A 14,994-nucleotide genomic window follows, 5' to 3' on the forward strand; every position below is an offset into this window, starting at 1 on the left:
CCGCGTCTCCCGGCCGCGATGTCGCCTCAGCGCGCGGGCTTGGGTCTGGGGCCTTTCCTGGGAGCGGGCTTGAGGCGGGTGGCGGCTTCGGGTGGGAGGTGGCGGAGGGCCTCGCGTAGCGTGACGCCTGAGAGGGCGTCCACGCGTGGCTCGACCCAGGCGGCCACCCACTCGGGGTCCTTCTTGGACAGCTCTCGGAGCACCCATCCGAGGGCCTTGCGGATGAAGAACTCGCGCTCGCCTCTGAGCGCGTCCCCGTAGCGGTCGATGCGGTCGAGGTCGGGGTCGCCCGTCCGGACGCCCGCCAGGAGCGCCAGCACGGCCGTGCGCCTCACCCACATGTAGGGATCGGCGACCCACGCGTCCAGCACCTTCGCCAGGTCCGGGTGGCGGACGACCAGCGCCCCGACGACCTTCTCCGCCAGCTGGTCGACGTACACCCAGCTCGCCGAGTCGCGGATGAGCCGTTCGGCCAGGCCCACGTCGCGCGGTTCCAGCAGCGCCGCCCGCTTCACGAGGACCTCTATGGCGGCCATGCGGGCCTCGTGCACCGGGCGGCCTTGTTCGGTGACGTCCCAGAGCGTCCCGGCGAGGGCGACCAGTTCCTCCCGTGCCGGCCTGCTCTTGACCGCCGGCAACGCGACCTTGCGCAACGCGGGGACGGGCACTCCGATATGGACGAGACCGCTCTTCAGGTAGCGCTTCTCTCCCTCGGCCCGCACCGGATCCGCCTGCGCCCTCAGCTCGGCCAGGATCCGCGCCGCCTCCCCCTCCACGTCCATGGGAGACACGCTACGCCGCCGCGCTACGGTGCCGTATTCAGTAATACTCACCCCTGTTCGTCCAGGTTTGCTAAAGACGCACTGTTCCTTCGCATTCACCCTGGTTCCAGCGATGACTCCGCTCCCACGCGCGCGCTCCCCCGCACGCGCCGCACCCCCAAGGAGTTCCATGAAACGCGCCGGAATCGCCGCCGTCCTCGGCATGGCCGCCGCCTTCACGGCGTACGCCCCCGCCGCCCCCGCCACCCTGGCCGCCCCGCCCGCCTCGTCCGCCCGGTCAGCCTCGCCCGCCCGGTCAGCCTCGCCCGCCCGGTCAGCCTCGCCCACGGTGTGCGCCGACCAGCCCGCCCAGGCCCGCGTCCGCGCCGGGGCCCACGCCACCGAGCGGAACCAGCCCGGAGCGGCCCAGGTCTCCGCGATGGAGAAGGACTTCCAGAACCGCCTCGGCAAGCTGAGGAAGGCGAGCACGGCGGCGGCCATCACCGTCCGCGTGCACTTCCAGGTCGTCTACGGCAGCGCGGGCAACGTGTCCGACTCGGCCCTGACCAAGCAGCTCAGCGTCCTCAACAACGCCTATGCGGGCAGCGGCGTCACGTTCACCCTGGCCGAGACCAGGCGGACGAAGAACGCGGCCTGGTTCTCCGACCCCGAGGGCTACGAGCGGCAGATGAAGTCCGCCCTGCACACCGGCAACGCGCAGGACCTCAACTTCTACACCGCCGACCTCGGCAGCAGCCTCCTCGGCTGGGCCACGTTCCCGAGCGGCTACCGCTCCCAGCCGTCGATGGACGGCGTCGTCATCCACTACCAGAGCCTGCCGGGCGGCTCGCTCGGCAACTACAACGAGGGCGACACCGGAACCCACGAGGTGGGCCACTGGATGGGGCTCTACCACACGTTCCAGGGCGGGTGCGGCAGCACCGGCGACGGCGTCTCCGACACGCCCGCCGAGCAGAGCCCGGCCTCGGGGTGCCCGACCGGCCGCGACACCTGCTCCACGGCCGGCGCCGACCCGATCCACAACTTCATGGACTACAGCTACGACTCGTGCATGTACGAGTTCACGCCTGGCCAGTCCACGCGCATGAAGAACCAGTGGGCCGCCTACCGCGCCTGATCCCCGCACCCGGCGCCGGAGCGGGTCACCGCCCCGGCGCCGGACTCGTCCACCCTCAGGTGATGTCGACGATCGGGAGCCTCAGGGCCGCGGGGGCGTCGGCCGGGACGACCGGGTTCTTCGGGACGACGGGGGCGAGGCGCCGGTAGGCGTCGCCGAGGGCGGGACGCGGGTCCTCCTCCGAGCGGTTCGGCCAGAAGGCCATGGCGCGCTCGGCCTGGGCCGTGATCGTGAGGGACGGGTTGACGCCCAGGTTGGCCGAGACGGCGGAGCCGTCCACGACGTGCAGGCCGGGGTGCCCGTAGACGCGGTGGTAGGGGTCGATCACCCCCGTACCGGCGGAGTCGCCGATGGCGCAGCCGCCGAGGAAGTGCGCGGTCATCGGGACGTCGAACAGGTCGCCCCAGGAACCGCCCGGGATGCCGCCGATCTCCTCGGCGATCCGGCGGGTCGCCTCGTGCCCCTCGGGGATCCACGTCGGGTTCGGCTCGCCGTGCCCGGCTGCGGCGCGGACGTCCCAGCCGAACGGGCCCCTCTTCGGGCTCAGCGTGATCGAGTTGTCGCGGGTCTGCATGACCAGGGCGATGACCGTGCGCTCCGACCAGTGGCGGACGTCGAAGAGCTGGAGGAGGTCGCCCGGCCGGCGCGCCACCTCGCGGACGAACTTGCGGATCCGGGGGGTGTGCCGCTCACCGGGCCGGTCACCGTCCACCAGGAGGGTCTGCAGGGAGGCGAGCAGGTTCGAGCCCCGGCCGTACCGGACGGGCTCGATGTGGGTGTCCGGCGTCGGGTGGAACGACGACGTGATCGCCACGCCCTCGGAGAAGTCCGGGCCCGGCCTGCCGCCCCGGCGCCCGCCGCCGAGGATCGCCTCGGAGTTGGTCCGGGTCAGGGTCCCGAGCCGGTCGGACAGGCGCGGCAGCAGCCCGGTCGACTTGAGCTTGTGCAGCAGTTTCTGGGTCCCGTAGGTGCCGGCGGCGAAGACGACCTGCTCGGCGGTGAGCGTCCTGCGGTTGCGGCCGAACGAGCCCGTCCGGACGATCTCGACCTCGTACCCGCCGCCGGCGCGCGGCCGCACCGAGGTGACGCGGCTGAGCGGCATCACCCGGGCGCCCGCCTTCTCGGCCAGGTACAGGTAGTTCTCCGTCAGCATGTTCTTCGCACCGTGGCGGCAGCCCACCATGCACTCGCCGCACTCCAGGCAGCCGCGCCGGCGCGGGCCCGCCCCGCCGAAGTAGGGGTCGGCGCTCTCGACCCCGGCGCCGCTCCCGAAGTAGACGCCGACCGGGGTCTTCACGAACGTCTCGCCCTTGCCCATCCGGTCGGCGACCCGCTTCATCACCTTGTCGGCCGCCGTCGTCGTCGGGTTCTGGACGACGCCGAGCATGCGCTTCGCCTGCTCGTAGTAGGGCGCCAGCTCGTCCCGCCAGTCGGTGATGTGCGCCCACTGCCGGTCCTTGAAGAACGGCTCCGGCGGGACGTACAGCGTGTTGGCGTAGTTGAGGGACCCGCCGCCGACGCCCGCACCCGCCAGCACCATCACGCGGCTCGACTTCGCGCCCCGGATGAGGTGCATCCGCTGCATGCCGGTCAGGCCGAGCGCGGGCGCCCACAGGTAGCGGGCGATGCGCCAGTTCGTCTTCGGCAGTTCCGGATACCGGGCCCCGGGCGCGCCGCCCGGATCGGTGTCGAAGCGGCGGCCGGCCTCGATGACGCCGACCCGGTAGCCCTTCTCGGTCAGCCGCAGCGCCGAGACGCTGCCGCCGAACCCCGACCCGACGACGAGCACGTCGAAGTCATGCTTCACAGGCGATCCCTACTTGATCCGCAGCTTCTTCATGAGCTTGATGCCGGTGGCCATGTAGTCGGCGAACGTGTCGTAGCCGATGGCGCCGGGCGGCTCCAGGTCCATGATGTGCTGGCTCGCGACGGTCTGGACCTCGGTGAACTTCAGCAGCCCCTCGGACCCGTGGCGGCGTCCCACACCGGACTGCTTCATCCCGCCCATCGGGGAGTCGTAGGAGGCGTAGGCGGCGCCGTAGCCGTCGTTGATGTTGACCGTGCCCGCCTGGATGCGGGCGGCGAGGCGGCGGCCCCGCGCCGGGTTCTTCGTCCACACCGACGCGTTCAGCCCGTAGGACGTGTCGTTGGCGCGGGCGACGACCTCGTCCTCGTCCCGGTACCTGTAGACCGCGACGACGGGGCCGAACGTCTCGTTCGCGCACAGGTCCATGTCGCCGCTGACGTCCGCGAGGACCGTCGGCTCGTAGAACAGCGGGCCGACGTCGGGACGGGCCTTCCCGCCGGCCAGGACGGTCGCGCCCTCCTTGACGGCCTGGTCGACGTGCGCCGTCACCGCGTCCAGCTGGCGCTGGTGGGTCAGCGAGCCCATCTCGGCGTCGAAGTCCAGGCCGGTGCCGAGCCGCATGCCCTTGACCAGCTCGACGAACCGCGGCACGAACCGGTCGTAGACGTCCTCGTGCACGTACATCCGCTCGATCGAGATGCACAGCTGACCGGCGTTGGTGAAGCACGCGCGGACGGCGCCGCGCGCGGCGCGCTCGACGTCGGCGTCCGGCATGACGATCATCGGGTTCTTGCCGCCGAGCTCCAGCGAGTAGGCGACCAGGCGCGGCGCCACCCTCTCCGCGATCGCCTTGCCCCCGCGCGTCGAGCCGGTGAACGAGACGTAGTCGGCGTTGTCCACCAGCGGGTCGCCTATCTCGGCGGGATCCCCGACGACGATCTGCCAGAGGTCCCGGGGCAGCCCCAGCGAGACCAGCAGGTCCAGCACCCACAGGCTGGACAGGCACGTCTGGGTGTCCGGCTTGTGGACGACCGCGTTGCCCGCCATCAGCGCCGGCGCGATGTCGCTGGCCCCGAGCGCGAACGGGTAGTTCCACGGTGCGATCAGCGCCACGACGCCCTTCGGGTGCCGCAGTTCCTGGACGCGGGTCAGCCCCGGCACCATGCCTTTGCGGCGGCGCGGCCTCAGCAGCCGCGGGGCCCGCCGGGCGTAGTAGAGCGAGCACAGCGCGACGTCGAGGAACTCCTCCATCGCGTGGCGGCGCGCCTTGCCGGTCTCCAGCTGGATGATGTCGAGGATCTCCGCGCGCCGGTCGACCAGCGCGTCCGCGAGCCGCAGGAAGGGCTTGACCCGCTCCCCCGCGGGCAGCGCCGCCCAGGCCCGCTGCGCCTCGCGCGCCCGCTCGTAGGCGGCCCGGACGTCCTCGGGGCTCGACAGCGGAACGGTCGCGAGGGGCTCGCCGGTGAAGGGGCTCGGGATCGTCGCGGTCCCGGCACCGTCCGAGGCGACGTGCGAGACCAGCCGGTCGACCAGCGTCTGGGGAAGTGAGTGCTCTGCCGCGCCTTCGGCCGAATCCGCCGCGCCCTCGGCAGGGCCCGGTGCGCCTTCGGCAGGGTCTGCCGCGCCTTCGGCAGGAACCGTCGGGGATGCCATGCAGGCAGGGTATGACCACCCGCCCAGTTTGGCTACCCGCAAGTAACGCGCTACTTGCAGTGATATGCCCCACTAGGGCCTGTTAGCTCCGTCAGTGCACCCGGCTTCTCCGTCCGCCACTGACAACCCCCGCCAAACGGACCGTTCCAAGCCAGGTGGAGTTGTGCAAGTCGAGGACTGGCCGCCCCCACCCGGTGTATCCCGAAGCAGAAGGAGAATCTCAGCGCCGTCGGGGGGCGGCACTGCCCAGGGGAGGGGACAGCGATGACGGACGCCCGCGGCCAGAGGCCCGAGAGCGGCTCCGGCCGCCCCGGAGCGCGCGGGGACCGGCGCGAGCAGACCCGCGCCGCCCTGCTCGCCGCCGCCGAGCGCCTCTGGGCCGAACGCGGCATCCACGGCGCCTCGCTCGACGACATCGCGGCGGCCGCCGGCCTCACCAAGGGCGCCGTCTACTCCAACTTCGCCGGCAAGACCGACCTGCTGCTCGCCCTGATGGAGCGCATCACCAGCGCCCGCACCCGGACCGACGTCTGCGACGAGCTCCGCGCCGCCGCCGAGGACGCCGACCGCACCGGCCGCCCGTCCCGCCGCGACTCCGACGAGGCCCCCCGCCGCCTCGCCCTGCTCCTGGTCGAGTTCTGGCTCTACGGCATGCGCGACTACGCCGCCGGCTGGCGCATCGCCGACTGGTACGCCGAACGACGCGCCCAGCTGGCCGAGGAGCTGGAACCCGCCGACGGCCCCGCCCCCGGCGGGCTCGCCCCCGGCGACCGCGCCACCCTGACCATGGCCCTCGACTTCGGCCTGGCCTTCCAGCACCTGCTCGACCCCGTCCGGGTCCCCGCCGACCTCTACAGCACCGGCAAGACCCTCGTGCAGGGCCGCCCCCGGCCCTGAACCGCGGGCGTCCGGGTCAGGGGGTGGCGATGGGGACGATGTCGGGAGCGCCGCGGCGGTGGGCGTCGGCCTCCTGGTCGTCCTCCTGGGTCTGGGAGGCGCGTTCGGCCTCGACGCGCTTGCGGTAGTACTCGATCTCGCGGTCGCGCTGCTTCTTGGACCAGCCGAGGACGGGCGCGAGGAGGTCGGCGGTCTCCTGGGCGACGCCGACGCCGCGGTCCCAGGTCTCGATGGAGATGCGGGTGCGGCGGGCGAGGACGTCGTTGAGGTGGCGGGCGCCCTCGTGGCTGGCGGCGTAGACGACCTCGGCGCGCAGGTAGTCGTCGGCGCCGCTCAGCGGCTTGGCGAGGTCGGGCTTGTCGGAGACCAGTTCGAGCAGGTCGTCCAGGAGCGTCCCGTAGCGGCGCAGGAGGTGCTCGATCCGGGCGACGTGCAGGCCGGAGCGCGCGGCGAGGCGGTGCCGGGCGTTCCACATCGCCTGGAAGCCGTCGCCGCCGACGAGCGGGATGCGGTCGGTGCAGGACTCGGCGACCTTGCCGTCGAGGCCGTGCGCGACGGCGTCGATGGCGTCCTTGGCCATGACGCGGTACGTCGTGTACTTGCCGCCCGCCACGAGGACCAGGCCCGGGACGGGGTGCGCGACCACGTGCTCGCGGGAGAGCTTCGACGTCTCCTCGGTCTCGCCGGTGAGGAGGGGGCGCAGGCCCGCGTAGACGCCCTCCACGTCGTCATGGGTGAGCGGTGTGGCGAGGACGGAGTTGACGTGGTCCAGGACGTAGTCGATGTCGGCCTTGGACGCGGCGGGGTGGGCCCGGTCGAGGTCCCAGGCGGTGTCGGTGGTGCCGATGATCCAGTGGCGGCCCCACGGGATCACGAAGAGCACCGACTTCTCGGTGCGCAGGATGATCCCCGTCGAGGAGTGGATGCGGTCCTTCGGCACGACCAGGTGGATGCCCTTGGACGCCTTCACGTGGATCTGGCCGCGCCCGCCGACGAGTTCCTGGATGTCGTCCGACCACACTCCGGTGGCGTTGACGACCTGCTTGGCGCGGACCTCGCTGGTCGTGTTGCCCTCCAGGTCGCGGATGCGCAGGCCGGTGACGCGCTCCCCCTCGCGCAGGAACCCCAGGCACTGGGTGCGCGAGGCGATCTGGGCGCCGTACTCGGCGGCCGTCCGCAGGACGGTCATGACGTAGCGGGCGTCGTCGACCTGCGCGTCCCAGTACTGGATCGCGCCGGTGAAGGCGTCCTTGCGCAGGGACGGCGCGAGGCGCAGCGCGCCGCGGCGCGTCAGGTGCCGGTGGTGCGGGACGCCGCGCGTGCTGCCCATCTGGAAGGCGAGGAGGTCGTAGAGGGCCACGCCCGCCCCGAAGTACGCGCGCTCCCACACGCGGTGCGTGGTCGGCAGGATGAACGGGACGGGCTGCACCAGGTGCGGCGCGATCTGCTGGAGCAGCAGGCTGCGCTCGGTCAGCGCCTCCCGCACGAGGTCGAAGTTGTACTGCTCCAGGTAGCGCAGCCCGCCGTGGATCAGCTTGGACGACCGCGACGACGTGCCGGACGCGAAGTCGCGGGCCTCGACCACCGCGACCGACAGGCCCCTGGTGGCCGCGTCGAGCGCCGCGCCCGCGCCGACGATGCCGCCGCCGACGACGACGACGTCGAACTCCTCGCGGGCCATGCGGTCGAGCGCCGCGGCGCGCTCGGCCGGGCCGAGCCGCGAGCTTCCAAGGCCGGTCACCGGTGATCCCGTCATCGCGCATCCCCCCACAGCGGTTCGGTTTCCGAACGGTTCTTACCCAAGAGTAAGGACCGGTTCACACCGAGATGCGAAGGAACGGACGTGGGGTCGCTCTCAGTCGGTGGACTGACCGGGGGCCACGACGACCTGGACCCGCTGGAACTCCTTCAACTCGGTGTATCCCGCGGTGGCCATCGAACGGCGCAGCGCGCCGATGAGGTTCATGGAGCCGTCCGCGACATGGGAGGGGCCGTGCAGGATCTGCTCCATCGTCCCGATCGTCCCGAGCTCGATGCGGGTGCCGCGGGGCACGTCGCCGTGGTGGGCCTCGCTGCCCCAGTGGTGGCCGCGCCCGGGCGCCTCGGTGGAGCGGGCGAACGGGGAGCCGACCATCACGGCGTCGGAGCCGCAGGCGAACGCCTTGGCGATGTCGCCGCTGTTGACCATGCCGCCGTCGGCGATCACGTGGACGTAGCGGCCGCCGGACTCGTCCATGTAGTCGCGCCGGGCGGCGGCCACGTCGGCGACCGCGGTGGCCATCGGGACCGCGACGCCGAGGACGGTCCGCGTCGTGTGCCCCGAGCCGCCGCCGAACCCGACCAGCACGCCGGCCGCGCCGGTGCGCATCAGGTGCAGCGCCGCGGTGTAGGTGGAGCAGCCGCCGACGATCACGGGGACGTCGAGGTCGTAGATGAACTGCTTGAGGTTCAGCGGCTCGGCGCGCCCCGACACGTGCTCGGCGGACACCGTGGTCCCGCGGATCACGAACAGGTCGACGCCGGCGTCGATCACGGCCTTGTGGAACTCGGCGGTGCGCTGCGGCGACAGCCGCGCCGCGACCGTGACGCCCGCCTCGCGGACCTCCTCGATCCGGCGGCCGATCAGCTCCTCCTTGATCGGCTCGGAGTAGATCTCCTGGAGCCGCTGGGTGGCGCGGGCGTCGTCCAGCGAGGCGATCTCGGCGAGCAGCGGCCCGGGGTCGTCGTAGCGCGTCCAGAGCCCTTCGAGATCGAGCACGGCGAGGCCGCCGAGCCGTCCGACGGCGATCGCGATGGCGGGGCTGACGACGCTGTCCATCGGCGCGACGACCAGCGGCATGTCGAACCGGTAGGCGTCGATCTGCCAGGCGACGCTGACCTCCTCGGGATCGCGCGTCCGGCGGGACGGCACGATGCCGATGTCGTCGAAGGCGTACGCCCGGCGGCCGCTCTTGCCACGGCCGATCTCCACCTCAGCTGCCACTGCGCGCTTCCTCCACCTGAATCGGTCCTCCCGCGGTTCGCGGGACCAAGCCCCGGAAGAGCTTACGTCAGGTCAGCGGCCCTGGTAGTTGGGGGCCTCCACGGTCATCTGGATGTCGTGCGGGTGGCTCTCGCGCAGGCCCGCGACGCTGATGCGCATGAGCCGGCCGCGCTCCTGGAGTTCGGGGACGGTGCGGGTGCCCGCGTACCACATCGACTGGTGCAGCCCGCCGACGAGCTGGTGCGCGACGTTGGCGAGGGGCCCCCGGAAGGGGACCTGGCCCTCGACGCCCTCGGGGATCAGCTTCTCCTCGGCGTTGACGTCGGCCTGGGCGTAGCGGTCCTTGGAGTAGGAGGCGCCGCGCTCGCGGTTGCGCATCGCGCCGAGCGAGCCCATGCCGCGGTAGGACTTGTACTGCTTGCCGTGGACGAAGATCAGCTCGCCCGGGGACTCCTCGACGCCGGCGAGCAGGCTGCCGAGCATCACCGTGTCGGCGCCCGCGACCAGGGCCTTGGCGATGTCGCCCGAGTACTGCAGGCCGCCGTCCCCGATCACCGGGACGCCCGCCGCCTTCGCCGCGCGGGCCGCCTCGGAGATCGCCGTGATCTGCGGGACGCCGACGCCGGCGACGATGCGGGTGGTGCAGATGGAGCCGGGGCCCACGCCGACCTTGATCGCGTCGGCGCCGGCGTCCACCAGCACCTGGGCGCCGGCCTCGGTGGCGATGTTCCCGCCGACGACCTGGACGGACGAGTTGCCCTTGATCGCGGCGATCGTGTCGGCGACGCCCTTGGAGTGGCCGTGCGCCGTGTCCACGATGATCACGTCGGTGCCGGCGTCGATGAGGGCGCTCGCGCGGCGCAGGGCGTCCTCGCCGACGCCCACCGCCGCGGCGACGAGCAGGCGGCCGTCGGCGTCCTTGGTGGAGTCGGGGTACTGCTCGCTCTTGGTGAAGTCCTTGGTGGTGATCAGGCCCTTGAGGCGGCCCTCGCCGTCGACGAGCGGGAGCTTCTCCACCTTGTTGCCCGCGAGCAGGCGGAACGCCTCCTCGCGGGACACGTCCACCGGGGCGGTGATGAGCGGCATCGGCGTCATGACCTCGCGTACGGGGCGCGTCAGGTCGGTCTCGAAGCGCATGTCCCGGTTGGTCACGATGCCGACCAGCACACCGCGCACGTCGGTGACCGGCACACCGGAGATCCGGTAGCGGGCGCACAGCGCCTCGACGTCGGCGAGGGTGGCGTCCGGCAGGCAGGTCACCGGATTGGTGATCATGCCGGCCTCGGAGCGCTTGACCCGGTCGGCCTCCGCGGCCTGCTCCTCGATCGACATGTTGCGGTGCAGCACGCCGATGCCGCCCTGGCGCGCCATCGCGACCGCGGTGCGGGCCTCGGTCACGGTGTCCATCGCCGCCGAGACCAGCGGGATCCGCAGCGAGATCTCGCGGGTCAGCCGGGTCGTGGTGTCGGCCTCGCCGGGCTGCAGGTCGGAGTAGCCCGGCAGCAGGAGCACGTCGTCGAAGGTCAGGCCCTGCGGAAGGAACTTGTCGGGCTCGGCGGCGGGGTTCATGACAACCTTCCCGTGGTAATGGCGGCATCGGGCCAGGTCACAAGCGACCCTGTCCCCATGGTAGGGGCCTGAGCCCGCGACCGGCCGGGCTTTGCGCGCGGCGGCCGCGTGGTCTTGGTGACATCTCCCAACACGCCGGGCGGCCCGTCGAATTCCCCTTCGCGCCCGCACGCCTCGCGCTCGTTCGCGCATGGAGGAGACTCCGGGGGGTGCACCTCTTGGGGCGTCGCGCAGTAGCGTGGGTACGTGCACGACGATGCTCCGCTCGACCCGTTCGCCGGAGATCCGGAGGATCCGGCGGCGGCGCTCGGCGACCCGGGCGACGAGACCGCTCCGCTCAGCGTGACGGAGCGGGAGGACGTGCTGGCCGACCTCGCCGACCTGGAGGTCTTCCGCGCCCTGCTGGAGCCGCTCGGGGTGCGCGGCCTCACGGTCGACTGCGGCGACTGCGGCAAGATGCACTACATCGACTGGGACCTGCTGCACGGGAACCTGCGCCACCTGCTGGACCAGGGCCTCCCCCGCGTGCACGAGCCCGCGCTCTCCCCCGATCCCGTCGACTACGTCAGCTGGGAGTACGCCCGCGGCTACGTCGACGGCGTGATCGACAGCGAAGAGGGCCGCGAGGAGAACTGACCGCGCCGACCGCACCGGTCTCGACGCGGAGGACGTGAAAGACCTGGAGGGCCGCGGAGGACGCGGCCGTCAGTCGTCGGCGGGGCGGTTCTGGTAGTCGAGGGCCCGCTTGCGGGCCATCCGTCGCAGGTCGTCGAGGCGGGTCCGCGGGCCGGCGACCGGCTTCGCGTCGGGCCTCTCGAACGGCTCCGTGAACATCGTCGGGGCCTCCTGCCTGTGGGGAGGGCGACGCGGCAGGTGACGGGGGAAAGGCTTCTCCAGGCGCCGCTTGAACCGCCGGTCCTCTCCGCGGCCGGGGTCGCCGGACGGCGTGCGGGCGGCGGGACGTCCCGCCTCCGGAGCCGGGCGCACGGGCGGGCGCGGGCGGGCGCGGGTGCCGGGGTCGGTGTCGGCCGCCCTGTCCGCGTCCTCCGCCACGCCGGACGCGCTCGGCGCCGGAGAGGCGGTGCCGCGTTCGGCGACGCCGCCGCCCGCGGCCGCGACGCCGCTGCTGGCGAGGACGGCGCCCGCCACGCCAAGGGCCACGATGGTGCGCGGCCCGCGGCGGCGCGGGCCGGGGCCCGAGGGGGCCGGCGGCCCGGGGGCGTCACGGGTCTGCTCGTCGACGTCGACGATCAGCGCGCGCAGCAGCCGCACCGCGGGGTCGCGGTCGTCGTCCTGCGGGGCGGCGCGGCGGGCTTCGGCGGGCATCTCGGCGGAGCCTTCAACGGGGGCCGCGGAACCGGCAGCGTCCCGTGCCGCCAGCGACTCGAAGAGCGCGTCGGTACGGCGCACCGCGGACAGGTCCACGGGCGGGACGGCGGACAGGCGGGCCTGCGGCGCCTGCGCCGGGGCGTCGCCGTGGGGGGCGGGCTCGTCCGGATTCGGGGCGCCCCGCAGGCCGGTGAGGGGGCCGCGCTCCGTCAAGCGATCGACTCCTCTCTGGCCATCGCACGGAGCCGGGCCAGGGCCCGGTGCTGCGCGACCCGTACCGCCCCCGCGGACATGCCCAGCACATTACCGGTCTCCTCCGCCGACAGGCCCGCGACGACCCGCAGCAGCACCAGTTCGCGCTGGTGCTCGGGCAGCCGGGTGAGCAGGTCGCGGGCGCGCTGCGCCTCGATGTAGCGGACCACCGTCTCCTCGGGGCCGGGGCGGTCGTCCGGACCGTCCGGCAGGTCCTCGGTGGGCACGGCGGCGCGGACCGCGCTGCGCAGCGCGTCCGCGATCTTGTGTGCGGCGATGCCGAAGACGAAGGACGCGAACGGCCGGCCCATGTCCCGGTAGCGGGGCAGGGCCGACAGGACGGCGATGCAGACCTCCTGCGCCACGTCGTCGGCGATGTGGTACTGCCCGGAGACCCGGCCGAGCCGGGCCCGGCAGTACCGGACGATCATGGGGCGCACCTCGGCGATGAGGATCTCGATGGCGCCCGGGTCGCCCTGCACGGCGAGATGGGTCAGCTCCCTGAGGTCGCCGTCGCCGGCGTCCGCGGCGCGCAGCGCCCGCGCCGCACGGGCGGTGTCGCGGGGGGCGGGAGGGGCCGGCCCGTTCGAGGGGTCGGCGGCGCGCGCGGTCACGGTCCCGGCGAAGCATCCCTCGGTCACGTCAAGCATGATGCCCAGCACCCCCGGGCGTGTCTCCACTGTCCTCTACAACGGAATGGTCACAGTGCGGGAGCGAACCTGGAGTTACTACGCGTCGTGGTCATCTCACTGCCGGGGGTGGCGGACTCTTCCCGGCGAGATGGTGCCTTCTCCGGCGGGAACGCACCATCCGTCGTGTCCCCCGACACAGCGCCTCTGGGGGGACACATGGACACAGCGCCTCCGGACACAGCGAGACCCCCGCCCGGACGGACGGGGGTCTCGCCTACGCTCCCCGGACGGGACGAGCCCGCCGGTCGGCCGATCTCAGTGGCCGTGACCGTGGCCGTGGCCGTGGCCGCCGCCGGCGGCCTCGTCGGCCTCCTCGGGCTTTTCGACCACGAGCGCCTCGGTGGTGAGCAGCATGCCCGCGATGGAGGCGGCGTTGGTGACCGCCGAGCGGGTGACCTTCACCGGGTCGATGACGCCCTGGGCGATCAGGTCGCCGTACTCGCCGGTGGCGGCGTTGTAGCCGTGTCCGGCCTCCAGCTCCTCCACCTTGGAGACGACGACGTAGCCCTCCTGGCCGGCGTTCTCGGCGATCCAGCGCAGCGGCTCGGGCAGAGCGCGGCGGACCGCCTCGGCGCCGGTCGCCTCGTCGCCGGACAGGCCGAGGGCGCCGAAGCCCTCCTTGGCGACGTGCACCAGGGCGCTGCCGCCACCGGAGACGATGCCCTCCTCGATCGCCGCGCGGGTCGCCGAGATGGCGTCCTCCAGGCGGTGCTTCTTCTCCTTCAGCTCCACCTCGGTGGCGGCGCCGACGCGCAGCACGCAGACGCCGCCGGCCAGCTTGGCCAGGCGCTCCTGCAGCTTCTCGCGGTCCCAGTCGGAGTCGCTGTTCTCGATCTCCACCTTGATCTGGTTGATCCGGGCGGTGATCTCGTCCGCCGCGCCCTCGCCGTCGACGACGGTGGTGGCGTCCTTGGTGACGGTGATCCGGCGGGCGCGGCCGAGGTCCTCCAGCCCGATCGAGTCGAGCTTGAGGCCGATCGCCTCGCTGACGACCTGGCCGCCGGTCAGGGTGGCCATGTCGCCGAGCATCGCCTTGCGGCGGTCGCCGAAGCCGGGAGCCTTGACCGCGACGGACAGGAAGGTGCCGCGGATCTTGTTGGCGACGAGCAGCGCCAGCGCCTCGCCCTCGACGTCCTCGGCCACCACGAGCAGCGGCTTCTTGGTCTGGGCGACCTTCTCGGCCAGCGGCAGGAACTCCTGCACGTTGGAGATCTTGCCGTCCACGATGAGCACGTAGGCGTCCTCCAGGACGGCCTCCATGCGCTCGTGGTCGGTGACCATGTGCGGCGACAGGTAGCCCTTGTCGAACTGGAGGCCCTCGGTGAACTCCAGCTCGAGGCCCATGGTGTGGGCCTCCTCGACGGTGATGACGCCGTCCTTGCCGACCTTCTCGAACGCCTCGGCGATCAGCTCGCCGATCTGCGGGTCCTGCGCGGAGATGGTCGCGACGTGCGCGATCTCGCCCTTCTCCTCGACCTCGCGGGCCGTCTTCAGCAGCTGGTCGGAGACGTACTGGGCGGCGGCGTCGATGCCGCGCTTGAGGGCGAGCGGCGAGGCGCCGGCCGCCACGTTGCGGGTCCCTTCGCGGACCATCGCCTGCGCGAGGACGGTCGCCGTGGTGGTGCCGTCGCCCGCGATGTCGTTGGTCTTGGTCGCCACTTCCTTGGCGAGCTGGGCCCCGAGGTTCTCGTAGGGGTCCTCCAGCTCCACCTCGCGGGCGATGGTGACGCCGTCGTTGGTGATCGTCGGCGCGCCGAACTTCTTGTCGATGACGACGTTGCGGCCGCGCGGGCCGATCGTCACCTTGACGGCGTCCGCGAGAGCGTTGACGCCGCGCTCAAGAGCCCGGCGAGCGTCCTCCTCGAATTCCAGGATCTTCGCCATGCGGATACTCCTCTTTCACGCGATCCGCC

General features: G+C 72.5%; 12 protein-coding genes. 3 read left to right on the top strand and 9 right to left on the bottom strand.

The features are described from left to right. Positions 1 to 26: 26 nt before the first annotated feature. Complete coding sequence (locus CHC11_RS28320; RefSeq protein ID WP_179279048.1) at positions 27 to 782, bottom strand: DNA alkylation repair protein; 756 nt, start codon at positions 780 to 782, stop codon at positions 27 to 29. Positions 783 to 951: 169 nt separating this feature from the next. Between CHC11_RS28320 and CHC11_RS28325 the strand changes: the two genes are divergently transcribed. Then, positions 952 to 1,899 carry a zinc metalloprotease gene (locus CHC11_RS28325; protein WP_179279049.1) on the top strand — a complete coding sequence of 316 codons (948 nt, stop codon included), beginning with the start codon at positions 952 to 954 and terminating at the stop codon, positions 1,897 to 1,899. 55 nt (positions 1,900 to 1,954) lie between these two features. On the opposite strand, the gene CHC11_RS28330 is transcribed toward CHC11_RS28325, so the two are convergent. Next, positions 1,955 to 3,706: an FAD-dependent oxidoreductase gene (locus tag CHC11_RS28330; protein WP_089314885.1), complete on the bottom strand. Its 1,752-nt coding sequence runs from the start codon at positions 3,704 to 3,706 to the stop codon at positions 1,955 to 1,957. A 9-nt stretch (positions 3,707 to 3,715) separates the two neighbouring features. Further along, a complete protein-coding gene (locus CHC11_RS28335; RefSeq protein ID WP_089314886.1) occupies positions 3,716 to 5,359 on the bottom strand; it encodes a succinic semialdehyde dehydrogenase in 1,644 nt (547 codons plus the stop codon). Between the two features lie 264 nt (positions 5,360 to 5,623). On the opposite strand from CHC11_RS28335, the gene CHC11_RS28340 reads away from it, so the two are divergent. Beyond that, positions 5,624 to 6,256, top strand: coding sequence for a TetR/AcrR family transcriptional regulator (locus CHC11_RS28340; RefSeq protein WP_089314887.1), 633 nt, complete (start codon positions 5,624 to 5,626; stop codon positions 6,254 to 6,256). A gap of 16 nt (positions 6,257 to 6,272) precedes the next feature. Here CHC11_RS28340 and glpD read toward each other — a convergent pair whose 3' ends face one another. The 3 genes from glpD to guaB form a co-directional block, all read right to left on the bottom strand. After that, on the bottom strand, positions 6,273 to 8,012 hold the full coding sequence (gene glpD, locus CHC11_RS28345) for a glycerol-3-phosphate dehydrogenase (RefSeq protein ID WP_089314888.1): 1,740 nt from the start codon (positions 8,010 to 8,012) through the stop codon (positions 6,273 to 6,275). Positions 8,013 to 8,111: 99 nt separating this feature from the next. Beyond that, the gene (locus tag CHC11_RS28350; RefSeq protein ID WP_089314889.1) at positions 8,112 to 9,227 is read right to left on the bottom strand and encodes a GuaB3 family IMP dehydrogenase-related protein; all 1,116 of its coding nucleotides are present in this window, start codon (positions 9,225 to 9,227) and stop codon (positions 8,112 to 8,114) included. Positions 9,228 to 9,311: 84 nt separating this feature from the next. After that, on the bottom strand, positions 9,312 to 10,808 hold the full coding sequence (gene guaB / locus CHC11_RS28355; RefSeq protein ID WP_089314890.1) for an IMP dehydrogenase: 1,497 nt from the start codon (positions 10,806 to 10,808) through the stop codon (positions 9,312 to 9,314). Between the two features lie 246 nt (positions 10,809 to 11,054). On the opposite strand from guaB, the gene CHC11_RS28360 reads away from it, so the two are divergent. Continuing rightward, on the top strand, positions 11,055 to 11,444 hold the full coding sequence (locus CHC11_RS28360) for a DUF5319 domain-containing protein (RefSeq protein WP_089314891.1): 390 nt from the start codon (positions 11,055 to 11,057) through the stop codon (positions 11,442 to 11,444). A gap of 69 nt (positions 11,445 to 11,513) precedes the next feature. Here CHC11_RS28360 and CHC11_RS28365 read toward each other — a convergent pair whose 3' ends face one another. From CHC11_RS28365 to groL, 3 genes are all read right to left on the bottom strand, one after another. Beyond that, positions 11,514 to 12,350, bottom strand: a complete 837-nt coding sequence (locus tag CHC11_RS28365) for a hypothetical protein (protein ID WP_089314892.1) — start codon at positions 12,348 to 12,350, stop codon at positions 11,514 to 11,516. Continuing rightward, complete coding sequence (locus tag CHC11_RS28370) at positions 12,347 to 13,039, bottom strand: sigma-70 family RNA polymerase sigma factor (protein WP_425427352.1); 693 nt, start codon at positions 13,037 to 13,039, stop codon at positions 12,347 to 12,349. The genes CHC11_RS28365 and CHC11_RS28370 overlap by 4 nt, the downstream gene beginning before the upstream one ends. 297 nt (positions 13,040 to 13,336) lie before the next feature. Beyond that, a complete protein-coding gene (gene groL, locus CHC11_RS28375) occupies positions 13,337 to 14,965 on the bottom strand; it encodes a chaperonin GroEL (protein WP_089314893.1) in 1,629 nt (542 codons plus the stop codon). Positions 14,966 to 14,994: the final 29 nt, after the last annotated feature.

It is taken from the genome of Actinomadura mexicana, assembly GCF_900188105.1.
Classification (GTDB): domain Bacteria; phylum Actinomycetota; class Actinomycetes; order Streptosporangiales; family Streptosporangiaceae; genus Spirillospora; species Spirillospora mexicana.